27 protein-coding genes are annotated in these 16800 nt (G+C 36.0%); 12 read left to right on the plus strand and 15 right to left on the minus strand.

Features of this window, described 5'->3' with window-relative positions:
• Positions 1-180: 180 nt before the first annotated feature.
• From FKZ59_RS13475 to FKZ59_RS13530, 14 genes are all read right to left on the minus strand, one after another.
• Complete coding sequence (locus tag FKZ59_RS13475) at positions 181-579, minus strand: hypothetical protein (protein WP_141603273.1); 399 nt, start codon at positions 577-579, stop codon at positions 181-183.
• A 41-nt stretch (positions 580-620) separates the two neighbouring features.
• Positions 621-806: a hypothetical protein gene (locus tag FKZ59_RS13480; RefSeq protein ID WP_141603274.1), complete on the minus strand. Its 186-nt coding sequence runs from the start codon at positions 804-806 to the stop codon at positions 621-623.
• A gap of 43 nt (positions 807-849) precedes the next feature.
• Positions 850-1191: a hypothetical protein gene (locus FKZ59_RS13485; protein ID WP_141603275.1), complete on the minus strand. Its 342-nt coding sequence runs from the start codon at positions 1189-1191 to the stop codon at positions 850-852.
• Positions 1192-1338: a BH0509 family protein gene (locus FKZ59_RS13490; RefSeq protein WP_181733302.1), complete on the minus strand. Its 147-nt coding sequence runs from the start codon at positions 1336-1338 to the stop codon at positions 1192-1194. It abuts the gene before it with no gap.
• Positions 1339-1365: 27 nt separating this feature from the next.
• Complete coding sequence (locus tag FKZ59_RS14805) at positions 1366-1536, minus strand: hypothetical protein (protein WP_181733303.1); 171 nt, start codon at positions 1534-1536, stop codon at positions 1366-1368.
• Positions 1537-1763: 227 nt separating this feature from the next.
• Positions 1764-1895 carry a hypothetical protein gene (locus FKZ59_RS15150; RefSeq protein ID WP_281279252.1) on the minus strand — a complete coding sequence of 44 codons (132 nt, stop codon included), beginning with the start codon at positions 1893-1895 and terminating at the stop codon, positions 1764-1766.
• A 23-nt stretch (positions 1896-1918) separates the two neighbouring features.
• Positions 1919-2830 (minus strand): DnaD domain-containing protein, encoded by a 912-nt coding sequence (locus tag FKZ59_RS13495; protein ID WP_141603277.1) that lies wholly within the window; start codon positions 2828-2830, stop codon positions 1919-1921.
• Positions 2831-2857: 27 nt separating this feature from the next.
• Entirely contained in the window at positions 2858-3118 is a 261-nt protein-coding gene (locus tag FKZ59_RS13500; RefSeq protein ID WP_141603278.1) for a hypothetical protein, read from the minus strand.
• Positions 3115-3768 (minus strand): ORF6N domain-containing protein, encoded by a 654-nt coding sequence (locus tag FKZ59_RS13505; RefSeq protein WP_141603279.1) that lies wholly within the window; start codon positions 3766-3768, stop codon positions 3115-3117. The genes FKZ59_RS13500 and FKZ59_RS13505 overlap by 4 nt, the downstream gene beginning before the upstream one ends.
• Positions 3769-3825: 57 nt before the next feature.
• Complete coding sequence (locus tag FKZ59_RS13510; protein ID WP_141603280.1) at positions 3826-4026, minus strand: hypothetical protein; 201 nt, start codon at positions 4024-4026, stop codon at positions 3826-3828.
• Positions 4027-4128: 102 nt separating this feature from the next.
• Entirely contained in the window at positions 4129-4398 is a 270-nt protein-coding gene (locus FKZ59_RS13515; RefSeq protein WP_141603281.1) for a hypothetical protein, read from the minus strand.
• Positions 4399-4821: 423 nt separating this feature from the next.
• Positions 4822-5343: a helix-turn-helix domain-containing protein gene (locus FKZ59_RS13520; RefSeq protein ID WP_246045898.1), complete on the minus strand. Its 522-nt coding sequence runs from the start codon at positions 5341-5343 to the stop codon at positions 4822-4824.
• Between the two features lie 116 nt (positions 5344-5459).
• A complete protein-coding gene (locus FKZ59_RS13525; RefSeq protein WP_141603283.1) occupies positions 5460-5771 on the minus strand; it encodes a DNA-binding protein in 312 nt (103 codons plus the stop codon).
• A gap of 376 nt (positions 5772-6147) precedes the next feature.
• The gene (locus FKZ59_RS13530) at positions 6148-6354 is read right to left on the minus strand and encodes a helix-turn-helix transcriptional regulator (protein WP_408057518.1); all 207 of its coding nucleotides are present in this window, start codon (positions 6352-6354) and stop codon (positions 6148-6150) included.
• A gap of 118 nt (positions 6355-6472) precedes the next feature.
• On the opposite strand from FKZ59_RS13530, the gene FKZ59_RS13535 reads away from it, so the two are divergent.
• The 12 genes from FKZ59_RS13535 to FKZ59_RS13590 all read left to right on the plus strand — a co-directional run bounded on the left by FKZ59_RS13535 (position 6473) and on the right by FKZ59_RS13590 (position 16538).
• The gene (locus FKZ59_RS13535; protein WP_141603285.1) at positions 6473-6859 is read left to right on the plus strand and encodes a helix-turn-helix domain-containing protein; all 387 of its coding nucleotides are present in this window, start codon (positions 6473-6475) and stop codon (positions 6857-6859) included.
• 110 nt (positions 6860-6969) lie between these two features.
• Entirely contained in the window at positions 6970-7263 is a 294-nt protein-coding gene (locus FKZ59_RS13540; RefSeq protein ID WP_141603286.1) for a hypothetical protein, read from the plus strand.
• Between the two features lie 173 nt (positions 7264-7436).
• Positions 7437-7970, plus strand: a complete 534-nt coding sequence (locus FKZ59_RS13545; RefSeq protein ID WP_141603287.1) for a membrane lipoprotein lipid attachment site-containing protein — start codon at positions 7437-7439, stop codon at positions 7968-7970.
• 137 nt (positions 7971-8107) lie between these two features.
• Positions 8108-9025: a hypothetical protein gene (locus FKZ59_RS13550; RefSeq protein WP_141603288.1), complete on the plus strand. Its 918-nt coding sequence runs from the start codon at positions 8108-8110 to the stop codon at positions 9023-9025.
• Positions 9026-9052: 27 nt separating this feature from the next.
• Positions 9053-9568, plus strand: a complete 516-nt coding sequence (locus tag FKZ59_RS13555) for a hypothetical protein (RefSeq protein WP_141603289.1) — start codon at positions 9053-9055, stop codon at positions 9566-9568.
• A gap of 65 nt (positions 9569-9633) precedes the next feature.
• The gene (locus FKZ59_RS13560; protein ID WP_141603290.1) at positions 9634-10131 is read left to right on the plus strand and encodes an ImmA/IrrE family metallo-endopeptidase; all 498 of its coding nucleotides are present in this window, start codon (positions 9634-9636) and stop codon (positions 10129-10131) included.
• 130 nt (positions 10132-10261) lie between these two features.
• Positions 10262-11554 carry a tyrosine-type recombinase/integrase gene (locus FKZ59_RS13565; protein ID WP_141603291.1) on the plus strand — a complete coding sequence of 431 codons (1293 nt, stop codon included), beginning with the start codon at positions 10262-10264 and terminating at the stop codon, positions 11552-11554.
• A gap of 191 nt (positions 11555-11745) precedes the next feature.
• Positions 11746-12408 (plus strand): Imm26 family immunity protein, encoded by a 663-nt coding sequence (locus tag FKZ59_RS13570; protein WP_042412355.1) that lies wholly within the window; start codon positions 11746-11748, stop codon positions 12406-12408.
• Between the two features lie 475 nt (positions 12409-12883).
• Positions 12884-14353, plus strand: a complete 1470-nt coding sequence (locus FKZ59_RS13575; RefSeq protein WP_141603294.1) for an RHS repeat-associated core domain-containing protein — start codon at positions 12884-12886, stop codon at positions 14351-14353.
• A 61-nt stretch (positions 14354-14414) separates the two neighbouring features.
• Positions 14415-15329, plus strand: a complete 915-nt coding sequence (locus tag FKZ59_RS13580) for a hypothetical protein (RefSeq protein WP_141603292.1) — start codon at positions 14415-14417, stop codon at positions 15327-15329.
• A 36-nt stretch (positions 15330-15365) separates the two neighbouring features.
• Positions 15366-16100 carry an RHS repeat-associated core domain-containing protein gene (locus tag FKZ59_RS15180; protein WP_456243299.1) on the plus strand — a complete coding sequence of 245 codons (735 nt, stop codon included), beginning with the start codon at positions 15366-15368 and terminating at the stop codon, positions 16098-16100.
• A gap of 9 nt (positions 16101-16109) precedes the next feature.
• Positions 16110-16538, plus strand: a complete 429-nt coding sequence (locus FKZ59_RS13590; RefSeq protein WP_221198441.1) for a YxiG family protein — start codon at positions 16110-16112, stop codon at positions 16536-16538.
• Between the two features lie 126 nt (positions 16539-16664).
• On the opposite strand, the gene FKZ59_RS15220 is transcribed toward FKZ59_RS13590, so the two are convergent.
• Positions 16665-16800 (minus strand): IS3 family transposase (locus FKZ59_RS15220; RefSeq protein WP_141603293.1); only part of this gene is annotated, 136 nt, incomplete at its 5' end.

Below are 16800 nucleotides of genomic sequence, written 5' to 3' on the forward strand. Positions count from 1 at the left end.
ATAAACAAGTCGTGTGCCTATGAAATTCAGTGTTTTTTTCTAGGATCCGCATCGCGAAATCTTTGATATAACAGCATTTTGGCCATTTTCATTTGCCTAAAATGGCCTCAAAACTGTCGAACTCGGGTTTTATTAGGCATAATTTACCTCAACTCTTTTTTGTAGCAATTTTGTTCAACGTTAATTCAAAATCTCGCTTACCGGATCCAAGATGCTTTCATCAACAAGTTCAATTGGTGGCATCTTTCCTAATGTTTTCTCTGCTTTTGCAACACACTCTTTTATAATGGTTCCCAAATCCTTTTTCTCGACTATACTAATCAACCGAGGAACTACGAAGATATTAATGTAATCAATCATTCCTTCTTTTGTTGCACACATCGTATCAGTAATCACGTTGTACCCATATACTTCTATTCTCATACCAGTCGTCACTTCAGAAATAACGATGCCTTTTTTTGTAGGACAAACACTAAAGCGATAATTATCAACTTGTACTTCATGACCAACAGCAGGTTTCCAGCCATCGTTGTATGCCAACCAAAATTTTTTTAACTGCCCATCAATTTTAGCTTCCATCAATTCATCCTCCTTTTAAGCAATATCTTCGTACTGCGACATTATTTATCTGAAAGCTCTTTAAATATGTCTACAAATACCCCTATAGTTTCGTATTCATCACGAGCAAGCCACTTCATTTTTCTGTCTTCTAATTCTGTAAGTTGTCTAGCAAGTGCTTTTTCTAACGATTCTTTCAGTTCCTTATAAGCAATTTCTTCATCAATAAATCTTTTATAATTTTTCATAAAAACATCCTCCTTTAATGTCGCTTTATGTGTCAAATGAGCATTATTTGTCGCTCGAATTTACCCTTTCCCATTCTTCGGCAGCTTGTTTTGCTTTTTGCTTCAACTGGTACTTTTTTAATCGCTCCGGCAATTCACTTTGTAAATGAAGTTTGTAATGATGAGGGCAAAAATCTACATTTACACCGATTTCGATGGCGCACTTATTACATAGCGGTAAATCGCATGTTTCATGTCTACATCTCGAATTTTCTCGAATAAATCTTTGAAGATTTCTGTAGAAAATAATAGAGTTGTCATAACGAATAACGTAATCACATAGTTTTTCAGCGACCCTCACTTTACAAATAGCACAAGGATTTTCAAAAATTCTTGGATCATTCATTTACTCACCTTTTTCTAAACTAACTCCCATGCTTTTGTTATAAATTTCGTTCAGTTCTTGGTCCGATAACTTTTTAAGATATTCTTCGCTATATTGTGACATCAAGCTGCAAATAAAAATTAGTTCTTCTCTTTCCTCTCGTGTCACATGAATCACCTTCTGTTTCTGATTTACTCAATTCCTAACTTGCATAATCGCCGAATGTCTGCCTTCCAACCGCTCTACGCACCGAAATCCTCGCTTTTCAAGTTCTTCAATCGCCTGATCAAGTTCCAATTTTGTTCTCCTGCTGACGCGGATTGTTTTAAATCCGCGTTTCTTTGGATTCCAGGACCATTTGTTCATCCAATCACCTTGTCCACTTGTCTATGACTTTGAAACCGCACTGTTTGAACTTGCGAAAATCTTCGTGGGCCATCGGGCACGTTGAAATCACCCTACGTCCATTTTCGAAACCGATCAGCGTAACGAACACTCTGTATTTCATGAATTCCTGATGCTTTTTGGAATTACGACTTTTTTGAACTTCTACAGGTATTCCATGTCTGTTCAGCATCCTTATGCACCCGCCTTTAAACTTTCAAGTGAAGTGCATTTTTTAAGTCTCTGTTCGTCAGTTCATGAACGGGATTTCCTTTAATTTCCTTAATTCCTAAAATCAATAATTGCTTGATGTAAAAGTCACGCATATATTGATTTAACATCCGTTCCACTCCTTATTGGCTTTTCAGCTTTTCAGCTTTTCAAGTATTTTTTGTCGTTCTGCTTCAAAATCAATGTTTTTAGATTTAGGCTGCTCTTGATCCGTACTTTGCCGTTTATAGAACCATTCAGGTATCTTCTCTTCTAGCATCCCTTTTCCTCTGTTTCTCTGTTGTTTTTGAATTTCAAAACGCTTTCTGTCCGCTTCTACGTCAGCAAGCGATTTGAAATTTTTGTTGGCCCAATTTTTCAAAATGCTCTCGACGTATTTCCAGTTGCGGGCATTGTTTTCTGTTGCTATTTTCATAGCTTCCAAGACAAGCTCTTCACTTAGCTCCTCAATCCATGTGCCAATTTTTTCTGCTACGTAAGGACTTAATGTGCCGAAACCGTTTTGTTCGTAAAATTCGAAAGCTGTCTGTGCATTTGCTTTTTCGCTTTTTTCCGGCGGTGCCTCTTTATCAACAACAAGATTATTAATATCTGTAGTATTCTCTGTAAGTATTCTCTGGTTATTGGTGTGATCAACTTGATCATATGGATTGCTCATTTTGAGCGCTCCGTCTGCGCAATTTGAGCAACTCGACTGCTCATTTTGAGCAACTCGACTGCTCATCAGTTTTTTGTAATTTCCGTAGTTGATTGTGTACCACTTTGTTTTATCAATACCGAGTTTGTTATACTTAGTTGTGCTGATTAACAAACCCTGTTTTTCCAAACTTGTGATGGTTCTTCTGACAGTGGCGACAGACCAAAAAGGGAACTCTTCATGCCACTCCTCGTATGTTTTGTAAAACCATTTGGCACCATCGTATTCATGTGATGTTTTCCTCAACCAGTAATGCACTTGCTGAAAGACGATTGACTCATTCAAACCAATCAATTTTGCAAGTGTCGGTAAAACCAGCAGAGGCGGTTCGTTGATTAACAAATCCATTGACGGACCCTCCTCGTGATTGCAAAATTATTTCAAACACTTGTTTAAACGCTCACGCCATCCTTTCCGCAGCCGCCATCCCCAACCGCTGGACCAAAAGATGCAATCGCAATCGTTTTCTTGCATCCATTTCCGCATGTTTACGAATATTTTTTCTTGGCTAACCAAATGACTATATTCATTCGGCACATCATACGCAGCTTTCCTCGGCTGATTCTCCAGCCACTCGCAAAAGCGGATCCATTCGCTGATATCCTGCCGGTTCGGTTTGTACGAATCGCTAATCACTTAAACCCCTCCCACTTTTCGATGAATCTTAAAGCGTCCTGGAGCTGATATTGCTTTATATCCCTGTAGGATCCGACCTGATAGCGCTCTTTCAACGCTGCATAAAGCTCTCTGAACAGGACGGATTTCGGCTTTGCTCCCGGGAGTTCGGACAGTTCGTAAACCCGGGCAGCAACCGCTTTCCGTACACGAAGCTGCTCTCCGCTGTGCAAAGTCACTTCCCGCAATCGTTGTTCCAACCATTCCACCTTCCTCTCGATTTCCAGGATTCTTTCGACATTGATGGGCAACGCTTCGTACCGGGGCTGCCTTGATGCATTAAAATAATTGGCAATCAGTGCATTCATAGCTGTTCGAGCCTTGTCTGTTTTCAGATGTTTGGCGTGCATCCAGGCACCAGCTTCCGTCCATAAGTACAAAACTGATACATATTTGAGGGTCACGTCATTTTGTCGTGAGGCTTTAAACTGTTTCAATTCTTCACCGGTTAGCGAAAAATAATGGACTCCTTCTCGGAATTGCTCTTTGTTCCGCTGAAAGTTGCGATTGATAATGCCGCTTTTCGTGTTCAACGACTCCGCTAGCTGCGCCGTTGTCAGTACCCGGATATCGTTGTGTTCAATGATTTCCCGTTCCTGGAGTTCTCGCATACCACTCTCTCCTTTCCGCAAAGGGTGACGTCATTTTGTCGCCACCCTAACAATCTATTAGCTGACCGCTTTCACATCAGAAACAAGTTCGATAGCATCCTGTATTGTTTGCACCCGGATCCGCTGTTCGTTGTATTTGGTTTTCGCTTCTGTATAAGAGGATTGCGTATCCGCTTCCGCCACTTCTATTGCCAAATCCATCAGCAATTCCTTTTCGTCTGAAAGAAATTGTTTTAACTTCTGGATATATGTTGTCAATGTTTTCCCCTCCATTGATTTTTTGAAGAAAATCATCCATAATAAAAAGGCAAAGTTTATTTTTAAATTGATTTTTAGCAAGCCTTTAGCGCTTGCATTTTTTTATGCAGTTTTTTCGACATATTCCTCGTATTCTTTTTGAGTCAACAAAGAGAAAAATTTAACTCCATCTATTTCAACAAACGCTTCGAATGGATATTTGTCATTTCCACGAGGTTGTATGTCATATTGTTTAAATAATTTGAAAAAATCATCTGTAAATGGAACATGAACTTCTTTTGCCCCTCTATAACTTTCTATTGCGATTACAAACTTTTGATTTGTTGCTATTTCGTGCAGCTCATTGACAAGATCCACCACTTTATTGATCATTTATCTCACCTCCTCAAACTTTTGGTGTATTGACAATCCATCTACAACGTCGTTGCCACTGGGGCTATGATGGGTATAGCTGCCGCTCGCTCTTTCGAGGTCTTGGCGAAGCTGGGCTCGGTTATAGACGGATTACGCTAATCCCATCAAGCAGCCTACAAGTCTAGGGGGAATTGCAATAATAAGAGAGGGGGCAAATATCACTAACCACCACTTGTAGACTGCTTGATGAGAGCGAGCGTAAACTCGCTACTCGAAAAGATTTATGATATAATGAAATAAATACGAGATTTTCTATTATTCCGTTAATCATTTCGGTGGTTAACGGATTTTTTTATTTGAAACCATATACAAAACGATCAATCTCTGTTTTAAAGTAAGATGTTTCCAGGCACGCGGTTTAATCCACATAATTCATCCCCCTTACTGCAAACTTGAAATATAACCGGCACTTGCCAATTTTCTATAATGTTTTTGCCAGACTTCTTTGTAGCTGATTTGCGATTCCGTGCAGACTATCGCAACAAAGTGATCAAGAGCAGTAATCGCATCGGCAGCTTCGACAAGCATTTTCTCAACTTCTTGGCGCTCGAAGTGTTTAATCATTTTCGGAGGCTTGGCCAAGCAAGTTTTTAAAATCGCATCAAGCGCTTCTTTTAATTCTTCAATGGTTTTTTCTTTCACACTGGATCGATGCAGATCCACATTTTCGCCATCCAACCAGATAGGACCAGTGCCGGTATATGCATTTCTAATGGTCATTGCAAACTTTGGATCATCATATTTCTCAACCAATTTTTGGCTAATGTCTTGAGGAATGCTGGTTCTGCCATTTTCATATTTAGAAACGGTTTCGCGGACCACCCCCAATTCAAAAGCAAATTGTTGCTGAGATTTATCTCCTCTGATTTCCTTTAATACTCGCCCTACTTTGTTTTGAGTCATGTTCTCCACCTTCCTTTTTCTGTTAATATCAAATCACATTTTTACTTAAAGTGAATTTGAATTAGACCATAATTATTTTTTTAAAATTGTAAAATTTAAATAACTTAATAGATTCATTAACCGGCTTTAAAATAACTCGTATTTTCCTCCACCCATTGAGTATTTTTCTCAATCCATTGGAACAAAAGATGGGTTGGAATCAATACACCCGCTTCCCGGAATACCGGAAAATCCGGTCTATTTAAAAGTTCAGAGCATTTTGTTTGTCCAATTTGGAACAATTCCATCAATTGTTTGCGGTTCAACATTGGCGGCAATTGATTTTGCCGGACAACTTCCGCCACCGCGCTTTTAATTTCTTCCCGGATGATTTGGCGGAAATCTTCGCTGCCAAACAATTCTGATGGATCAATTTGAAATTGAATCATGAATAACACTCCCTTTGAACTCGAAGGATTCCTCTATTTTCTGTCGAATATTGACAGCAAAAGGAGGTGAAAACATGTATACCGTTCAACAACTGCAAGCTGCTGACTATAAAAACGCTTGGAACAAACCAATCATCTGCGACCAAATCTTCAAATAGCGGCTGCCATCTTTGATTGCATTTTCCTTCGAAAGAAACTGCAATACAGCAATGAATCGTATTGGTAGGGATGATAGTTGCAGATCTCGGACCACAAGAGGATCTACACATCCCCTCCCCCGTTTGTTGAGCCAAAATCGCCGCTTCCTGAATATTCACTTTTTACTCACCTCCTTCTAAGTAAGAAAGGAAATTTAAAACCGCACATTTCGTGTTGTTTATGAGTAAAAAATTTCCTCCACGCTTTTATTAAAGTAGGAGGCTATTTTAATTTTGATTTCGTCTCTTGGTATACGCTGCCCATTTTCGTACATTTGCCATGCACTTAAGCTAATACCAATATCTCTTGCAACTTCTTCTCTAGATTTATTCCCTCTTAACTCAGCAAGTTTTTTACCGATTTTTTCTTTATTCAACTTCCTCACCTCCGCACATATCGTGTTGTTAATTATAATATAAACAACACGAATTGTGTTGTCAACATTTTTTTATCATATATTTTTCTTAACACATTTTGTGTTAATATAATGATAGGTGATAACGATGACGGAATTATTAGGAAAAAGAATTAGAGCTCTCAGGAAAGCCAAAAAATTATCCCAAAAAGAATTCGGAAAGTTATTCGGATTAGCAGAAAGCACAATCGGGATGTATGAAAGAGATGAAAGAAAACCTGATTATGAACTACTAAATAAGTTTGCTGATTTTTTTGGGGTAAGTACTGATTATCTTTTAGGCCGTACAGACACCCCAGAACCACCACAAGATAATAAAATAATGAATAAAGATGAAGAAGAGTTCCAGGCTTTCATCAACGATCCGGAGCTTCAAGTGTGGTATAAAGAATTGCCTAAATCTGACGAAGAGGAATTGCGGAAACTGCGCGCGATTTGGGAGATGATTAAGGGGGAAAATAAAAAAAATAAATGAATTTATAAATAATGCATAATCATTTTAAAAATTAAGCGATTTTATAAATAATGTATATTTATGACAGAAAAATGAGTGAATTAGAATTAATAAATATGTGGTGATGGAATATGGAGAATAAATTGGATTTGATTTTGCAAAAGTTAGGAAACCTTGAATCAGATATAAATGGAATTAAGTCTGATATAAACGGAATTAAAAACGAATTAAGTGAACTAAAAGATGCAACAGCACGAATTGAAGCAAAACAGCAAATTATCTTTGACCATACGGCGAAACTTTCGGAGTACCACACTGAATTAAAACATGAGATGGAAGAAATAAAAGATCACCTTCGATTTAACACGTACAAAATCACTGAAAATGAACGTGAAATTTTTAAATTACGATTCGGAGATGATTAAGGATTATAAAATAATGAATATTTCATCCCAAGCATTAAAAATTCATTAATTAAAAATAATAAATAATTACAACCTACAAGGCATGTCATTTGGCATGTCATTTCTTATACCAATCGATTGTTAAAATAATCTATATTTGGAATGCTTATTCATTAATTAACGAGGTGATGAATATGAAAAAAACATTAATATTTATTCTTTCTATTTTTCTGTTAGCAGCTTGTAGTGATAAAGCTGAAGAAGCAACAACCGATAAATCTTCTTCAGAGCCAATTTCAGAAAACTCAGAATCAGAAACAGAAGATATCTTAGATGATTCCGTTGTTGAAGAAGTTGAAGAGAAAAACAATATTGACACTTCTGTTTTTGAATATGCCACAAATGTAGAAGTAACTGATGGAAGAGAATTTACACAACATATTACAGTCGCTATCGACTTGGCACCAGATGCAGATCCGGGAATGGGGACGCTGAATGTTCTGAATCAAGCGTATGACTTTTTACAACAAGAAGATATTGCCGGAGCTGAAACTGTCACAATCTATGTGCGAGTAAATGATATTAAAGTTTCCCAATTCAAAATTTATACTTCAAAATTTGTACCAAACGACCAAGAACCAATGGCAAAGGTAGTTTTAAAAGCTGCAGATATAGAATTTCTAAGAACTGAAGTACAGGAATTCGGAAAGGTTATGGAATTGTGGTAATTAATTCTCTGCTTTTTTCAAAAAAGAAGAGATATAAAAAATAAAAAAAGATAAGTTACAATGAAAACATTAATAAATACTTTCAAAGGATTATTAAAAAATATTATGAAAATATTTCTGATTGAAGGTGCTAGTAAATGGAAAAAGAAAATTTTATTATCAGTGAAAATATTGAGAAAACTTTTCATGCATCTGATAAAACATTTTATTTTGCAAAAATAAATATACATGGAAATATTTTTAAACCTGATTTAGAGGAACTAATTGAAACTGAAATTCCAAGAGTAATTGAAAATGCTAAAGAAATAAAACTTAAAAGTTCTACTATATCATTTACTGATATAAATAGAATAAATATTAATAAAAAAACATTTATTATTGGTCATGTAACAATTTCTAAAAAAGAACGCTTAAGGTATAAAAAAGGACAAACTACATTCTTTGCAAATACAGAACATGAAGTGGCAAATTCAGCAATGTTTATTTATGACTTAAAGTCTGAAATTCTTGCCTTTACAACTACTACAAAATTAAGCGTAAATTCTTTTATCGACTATTTTACTAGATTACTAAGTAATGATGAAATAGTAGGTAAAGTAGTAATAAATTTAATACCAGATCATTATGATATAATTAAAGAACTTCAAATGTTTGATAAAATAACATATGTAAAATTTTCATTGATCCACCCTAATCCAGGCAACAGATTTTATAATTTATATAGTCAATTAGTAAAAGAAGTTTCTGCTAAAGAAATGGATGTTGTGTATAAGGATGAGGTTGATGGATTAAAAGTAGAAATTGAAAACGAAACAATCAAAACAGCTGCTATTAATCAGGGTGTAGAGCTTGTTAATGCTGGTTATGGTGAAGTAGAATTAAAAGGTGAAAATTATACTTATGTAGAATCAGGGAAAAAAAGGAAAACAAAAAAGAAAATTACTAAGAAAAAAAGTTTTAGTTCAAAAAAATCTACAAAAAAACTTCCACTTAAAGGTTCAACAACAAGTGAAGCGATAAAAAAAGTTGCTACTTTTATTGATAAATTATTATAGATTATTTACACAGCGGGAGGTGAAAGTATGAAAAAACTAATTAATAAATTTTTATATAGTAAATATTCTGAATTAGTGAGTCTTAGTTTCACTATTCCCGCTGTATTATTTATCATACTTTATAAATATTTTTTCAACACAATTGAAAAAAATATGATTTTAAGTTTTTATGATGAATATTCAACTACCTTTATCGGAGCTTCTGCTTCAATATTTGGAATTTCATTAGCTGCTCTATCTGTATTTATTTCTGTTATATATAAGCCAGCAATACCAAAAATGATTGAAAATAATTTACTAGAAGTGTTTTTATTTCCGTTTCTTATAAATATTATTTTATGGGCAATCGTTTCTTTCTTATCCATTTTCACGTTATTTGTAAACTTTTCTCCTATAATTGCTTGCATTACAACATATAAATCAATATATTTTACATTCTTTATATATTTTATTTGTGTTAGTTTTATCTACACAATCTCATTAGCTATACACGTAATAAAAACAACAATCATATCATTTTCTGGAAAATCCGCTAGTAAATAGTGGATTTTTTTATTATAATAAAACAGAACATACGTTCTAATTCGTTGTTTGTAGGAGTTGGTTTTATGTTCTTGGAGGATTTTGTAAAAGAGCTGTATACGAAAATGGGCATTATAGAACCGCATCAATTGAATTATCAAGACATTATATCTCATTTGGGAATCAAGTTATTATATTGGTACGAACCTAGCCAGGCCCTTTTTTCGAAAGATCGGCCATATATATTTCTCAATATTCATCTTTCTAAACAGCAAAAGTGGCAAGATTTTTGCCATGAACTTGGGCATGTTTTGCTGCATGCAGGAAATCAAAGAAGGCTCTCTGCAGAATTCGTAAAATATCAAGAAGCAAAGGCCAATCTTTTCATGTATCACGCCTGCGTGCCATCTTTTATGTTAAATAAACTGGAGATCAATGATTTTTCTTCTGAAACTATTAATCTGGTTGCAGATTTATTTTGTGTTGAAGGTCCATTTGCCGCCAAAAGGCTGGAACAATATATAAATCATAAATTAGGCACAATATGTGAACTCAAACCATCAAACCAATACGAAACAAGCTGAAATAAGACCATTATCGGTCCTTAGACCATGCCAAAATTAAAAAGTAGTATTATTGTTCCGCTTTACATTCGAACTCGAAAAACAGCCATTTGAAGGTGTTATTAATAATTTACTCTATGGGGTGATTTAATTGCCTTATTATCAAAAATTAAAAGCGAATAACAAACAAGGCTACCGGTGGCGCTGCGTTTTAGAAGCTCCTCCCTGTCCTTCTACCGGTAAACGGCGTCAAATATCCAGAACAGCAGATACAAAGAAGGAAGCCTTAAAACGTGCTGAAGAGGCCCTTAAAAAGCTGATTGAAGATGGTATAGATGAAAAAGCCGTACGTCATCTAACTTTCGAGGATATAGCAAACGAATGGTTTGATTTATATTCAAAGACAGGCGTTAAGGATAGTACGTTGGATCAACGTCAATTCCAAATGAATTTTTTAATCAAACATTTTGGAAAAATAAAAATTACACAAATCACTTCCCGTATGTATCAAAGATTATTGAATGAAATGCATGATATCGGTTATGTCTATAAAAATGTCGATGGCAAACCTTTGTATAAATCATATTCAAAGAATACGATTATCAATACCAATGCCACTGCAAATATGATTTTTAACTATGCTGTCCAACACAAAATAATTAAAGAAAATCCAGCAAAATGCGCGACAATACCGGAAAAAGTTCTTACTGTTGAGGAGATTGAAAACAATTCGATTGAGGAAACATATTTCGAGAAAGAAGAATTGGAGGAATTTTTAAGAGCTGTCGATCAATATGGACTTTACTTGGACAAAGAATTTTTCTATCTGCTCGCATTTAGCGGAATGCGCACCAGCGAAATGTTGGCATTAAAATGGTCAGACATCAACTTCGATACAAATGAAGTACGAATTACCAAAACGAATTACAATAAAACAAACAATATGAAAAATTACAAGCTTACTCCACCAAAAACTAACGCTTCCATTCGTACGATTTATATTGATGATATTGTAATGAAAATGTTGAAAGAACATAAAGCACGTCAAAATAAAATCATCATGGCCAACCGGATGATTCCTGACGGAAAAGGCGGATTTATGAAAAATCCAGACTTTCATGACCGGAACTTTGTTTTTGCCCATAAAAATGGCTACCCGTACACAAAAAAGCATGTATATGAAAGAATGAAGCGATTAATGGTTAAGACAGCCATTACAAAACATTTAACCCCTCACAGCTTTAGACACACTCATATTAGCTTGCTTGCAGAAGCTGGTGTCGATTTAACATCAATTATGAACCGAGTTGGACATGACGATCAGGAGACAACACTAAAAGTCTATACGCATGTAACCGAAAAAATGAAGCAAAAAACAAACAAAAAAATACAAAAATATTTTACTGAAATTTTGAGCAACGTGTCCAATTTGCGAGAAATGTGATGCGTTTGTGATTTTATAACAAAACAGGGCTGTCAAAACAGCCCTTAAACATTGATATTTCATGGTTTTCAATTAATTTTTTAAATAATAAATATTATTAGGCCGATAAGCCGTAAGAATAAGAAGTATAAATATTATATGAGTATATCTAGAAATGCGTATAGGTCATTAAAGTAGATGGGGGTATTACAATGAATGAAAAAATACTTAAATTACATGAATTACTTACTTCTAATTTTAAAGAAATTAACGATGTTGCGTTAAAAGAAATTGAGGATAGAATAATGAAGGCTATAAATTTTGACCAAAGAAAAATACGTGATATAACAATATTAGAAGTAAAAATAAAGTTTAAAAAAAACAGGTTAAAATATTTTAAAGAAATCAGTCAAGGGGATATTTTTGAAATTTATTTGCGAGATATTGGTAAATATGCATATGGTATTGTTGTATCTGGAGAAATAAAAGGAAATAAAGATGAAGAAATTTTAATTGGTTATCTGAACAAATTCTCTTCCACGGCACTTCCAATAGATGAAATTTTTCAGTTAGTAAAACAAAAACAATTTCTATTCATCGCAAACACAGGAATAACCGGTATAAAAAAACTTAAGTGGAGATTCATTACTAATTATTCTGATAAAGTATTTAGTGATGAAAACCTAAGCCAGATACCATATAAAGTCTATTTTATGGGTAAGTATTATAAAAGTGTCGGAGACAGTGTAAAAGAAATTGCAGAATGTGAAGTTATTTCTAAAGAAGAAGCAGATAAGATTCCTAATCCTCTTGGAATCGTCGGTGAGGAAGAAATTGAGAATTTATTAATTGAAAAATTCCAAAATACTATTTGAGCATTTTTGACTAATCACTTTTAATAAGCAATGGGATAGAGTGTGTGAACATTATTTCTAGGAAAAGAAAAAATCATATTCAAATACAAAGGAGAAGCCATATTATGGGTTTCTCCTTTGTATTTTAGGAGAACGGGGTGGCCCAAACGTATATTGCAGAATTCAATAGGTATTCAAGATTGGAACAATGCACCGTTTTGATACAACATTCTAAACCGGTCGATAAAATCGGCATATCCAATATTTTCAACAATGGTGTGGTTTGACGAAATCTGGCTCATGGAAGGAAATCTGCGGGTGACAAACAATCACATTGTTGTTGAAAATGAAATTTATAATTTAGAAAAAGTGGAAAAGAATTTATCTGACGACATCGGATAAATTACAGCAATTGATACTCTCACATGGGTCGTTTAGCCAAACGATCAATCACCAATATAATGCATTGGACCAAAATACGGTCATCAAAGATGGAATGTATACGTACCGCTTTGACTATGACGAGAGAGAAAACGTTCGCACCTTCACGACGGGTAACGGAGCCGGTTCGACCTTTACGTATGATGAACGCGGCCTCGTGGAAAGCGTTTCGGTCGGTACGGCGGATGGAAAAGAAATTTTATCGGAAACGTACCGTTACGATGAAAACGGCAACCGGACGAAAGTGGAATCCCCAACGGGGGAAACGACCGTCTACCGTTACGATGCCCTAGACCAATTAGTGGAAGAACAGCTTCCAGATGGCACGAAAGTCGAATATGCCTATGACGGATTCGGCAATCGGAAGCAAATCGTGAAAACGAAAGACGGGCAGTCGACGACGACCACGGCTGATTATAATGCGGCGAATCAGTTGGTTCGTTTCGGTGACGAAACAATCACGTACGATGCGAACGGCAACCGATTGGAAGACGGTCAGTATCAATATGAATGGAACGCAGCCGACCAGCTCGTTTCGGTTACGAGAAAAGGCGAAAGCACGCCGTTTGTGACGTACAAATACGATGAAGACGGCCGACGCATCCAAAAGAATGTGAATGGCGTCATTACGAACTACCATTACCAAGGCGACAGCCTAAACGTTCTGTATGAAACTGATGCGAGTGGAAATGTGGTAAGATCATATATATACGGAGAAAACGGGCAACTCCTTGCCATGAAGGAAGGCACAGCAACGTATTTTTACCACTATAACGCCCATGGCGATGTCATTGCCCTAACGGATGCGCAAGGAAACATCGTGGCCCGTTACCAATACGATGCGTGGGGGAACATTCTTTCCCAATCCGGCGCCTTGGCGGACGAAAATCCATACCGATATGCGGGATACCAATATGACCAAGAAACGGGTCTGTATTATCTGATTGCCCGGTACTACCATCCGGTGCATGGCGTGTTCCTTTCTCTAGACCCAGATCCAGGGGATGCGGACGATATCCTTACGCAGAACGGATATACGTATGCGAACAACAATCCAGTGATGTTGGTGGATCCGGATGGGCATTGGGTGTGGATGGCAGTAGGAGCGTTAATCGGAGGAGTATCGTCGTATAAGTCTGCAAAAAGTAGAGGTCTCAAAGGTTGGAAGTTGTGGGGTTCTGTTGCAATAGGAGCTGGTTTAGGTGCTATCGGTGGAATAGGCTCAGGTGCTTACCGTGCAGCTAAAGTTGCAAGAAATATTTACAATATTACTAAGGGTCCTGCATATGTTAGAGGGAGAGCCGCGCACCAAGCATGGACAAAAGCTATGAAAAGAGTTGTTCTTGGAGGCAAATATGATAAACCATTAAGAGGTACTAAAAAACGTCCAGACCTTCAATTTTTTAGAGGAAGGGTTGTCGTTGAATTAAAACCAAAAGGTTCTTGGAAAAGAAGCTATGTAAAAAGGCAACTCAAGAATTATAAGAAAGCCGGCGCATGGATTATAATTAAGGCAAGTTATTAAAGATATTTTGGGACACACACGTAGAGTGTGTCCCTCTTTGATAGTTTTAGGGGTGAAAAATATGAATCAATATGAGGAGACGGTTAGAAATTTAGTTAATAATTTTAATGAGCATAATATAGATATAGTTGCTCAAGATTTAGCTAAGATGGGAAGGGACATAATTACTATCTTACAAAAATACTTTTATAAAGTAGATCCTAATGGTAAGATTGGGATATTAGAAACATTGAAATTATTAAATGACAGTAGTGTAATCCCTTTTCTGAAAGCTATTCTTGAAGATGAGACAGAGATATTTTTTGTTAAAGCTTATGCAGAAAGTGTATTGGATTTTTTAGAGGGTAAAGAAACTCAATTAAAAAGAAAAATTCACAATTTATCTAAAAAAAGTGGCAAGGATTTAATCGCAGATATAGCTATGATAGGAACAATTGGCGATTACAATGCTATAAGAGAATTAGACAAAATCAAGACGGATAACAAAGAGGTACTGGAACAAATCAAGGTAGCAAAATTACAAATAATGTGTGGAATAGAAGAAATAATCAAGGAGTACAGAAAACCAGATTCCCGTTATTCTCATAAAGCATTAGCAGAGGCTATTTATCATTCATTTGATCATCCAGAAGCATCAAAAGTTATAATAGAAGATCTCTTTAGTGAGGAATTTGAGCGTATTTTTAGTGCCGTTACTCTACTTGCTTTCGCGGAAAAATTTCCTAAGGACAAAGTTACCAGGGATGTAGTAAATAAGTTCTTTGAAATTTTAACGGGTGATTTTAATACAACACTAAAGAATCATGCCATACTTGCAATAGGTAGATATGGAAATACTGATGATGCATCAAGGCTTGAAAGAATTGTTGAGGAAAAAAAGTATTTAACAAAAAAGAAATTTTGGAAATGGCTAAGTGAAAGCGCACTATTAGACGATATCAAAATCACAATAAAGAAATTGAAACGAAAGAAATAGACGATTCACACTCTAAATGAGCAACAAGGAAACATTGTGTTCCGTTACCAATATGATTCGTGGGGGAACATTCTTTCCCAGTTTGGCGCCTTGGCGGATGAAAACCCATACCGATATGCGGGATACCAATATGACCAAGAAACGGGTCTCTATTACTTAATTGCCCGGTACTATCATCCAACGCATGGCGTGTTCCTATCTTTAGACCCAGACCCAGGGGATGCAGACGATATCCTCACGCAGAATGGGTATGCGTATGCGAACAACAACCCAGTGATGTTGGTGGATCCGGATGGGCATTGGGTATGGCTGGCCATCAATGCAGGGTTTGCGGTTTATGATGGATATAAGGCATTTAAAAAAGGCGGTTGGAAGGCCGCAGCGATTGCTGTAGGTGTAGGGCTTGTTGGCGGTGTTGCATTCAAAGGTGTGAAAATCGCTTATGGTGCCTATAAATTAGGTAAGTTTTCAAGAACTTATAGGCTGGCGAAAAAAGTGTCAAAAAAATTTGGGGGAACTTTAGGAAGAACTAAAGGCGATGGATGGAAGGTAACTATTCCAGACGGTAAAAAACCCCTAGTTGTAAGAGTTATGAATAAAGGCGGAATACGTAATAAACCGTACTTTAGAATAAGTAAAGATAGACGCGGCTCTTTGACGTTAGATGGTGAATGGTCTAATCGTCGGGAGCTCACACATATTAATGTATCGAGAAGATCCTATAAACAAATTGTGAGAATGATTCATAAATACAGAGGAGAGATTAGGTGAGTGATTAGTATGAATCAAAAAAAATTAGTTGCTTTATTAAATGAAATGTGGGCTACCGTAGTCAAAAGTTTTCATATTGATATTTTATCTCATACGATTAGTCTAAATGTGAAAGTAGTTGATAATGAGAAATATTATAAGATTGTGTTCAAAGGTGTTTCCTCTTTTTATTTCGTAGAAAACTCTGGAGATTCCCGATTGAACCCAGTTGATCCAGAAGATGGAGATTACATTGAGCTAACTTCAATTGATTATTATAAGAATGGTATAGGTAAAATTCATATCAGTTCGTCAAAAGAAATTTGGGTTGGTGAATACTTTTCTTCAGCTAACTTTGTACTTGAGTTTTGGGAGGCACTATTATTTATTGAAGCTAAAAGTATAGTGATCAATGGAGAGGAGTTTCTAGTAGATTATCCAGTTAAAGTGCAAAGTTAAAAAACGGATTGACCCCCTAAATTTGGACACATCCTATCTTAATTTTAGGTTATTCTCAAAATTTCTCTTTTTTTCTTGGCAAGAAGACAAAATCCTCTTGCCTTATACGCGAACTTCTTTGATGATTCACGATTCCGTTTGCGCTTTTTTGTAAAATTCATGCGGTGGAAGATCGAGAATACTCGAATGAATCCTTCGCTCGTTATAAAATTTCATGTACTCCATCACGGCTTGATAAGCTTCTTCATAGCTGTCAAACGCC

The organism is Ureibacillus terrenus, from assembly GCF_006569205.1.
In the GTDB taxonomy this organism is placed as follows: domain Bacteria; phylum Bacillota; class Bacilli; order Bacillales_A; family Planococcaceae; genus Ureibacillus; species Ureibacillus terrenus.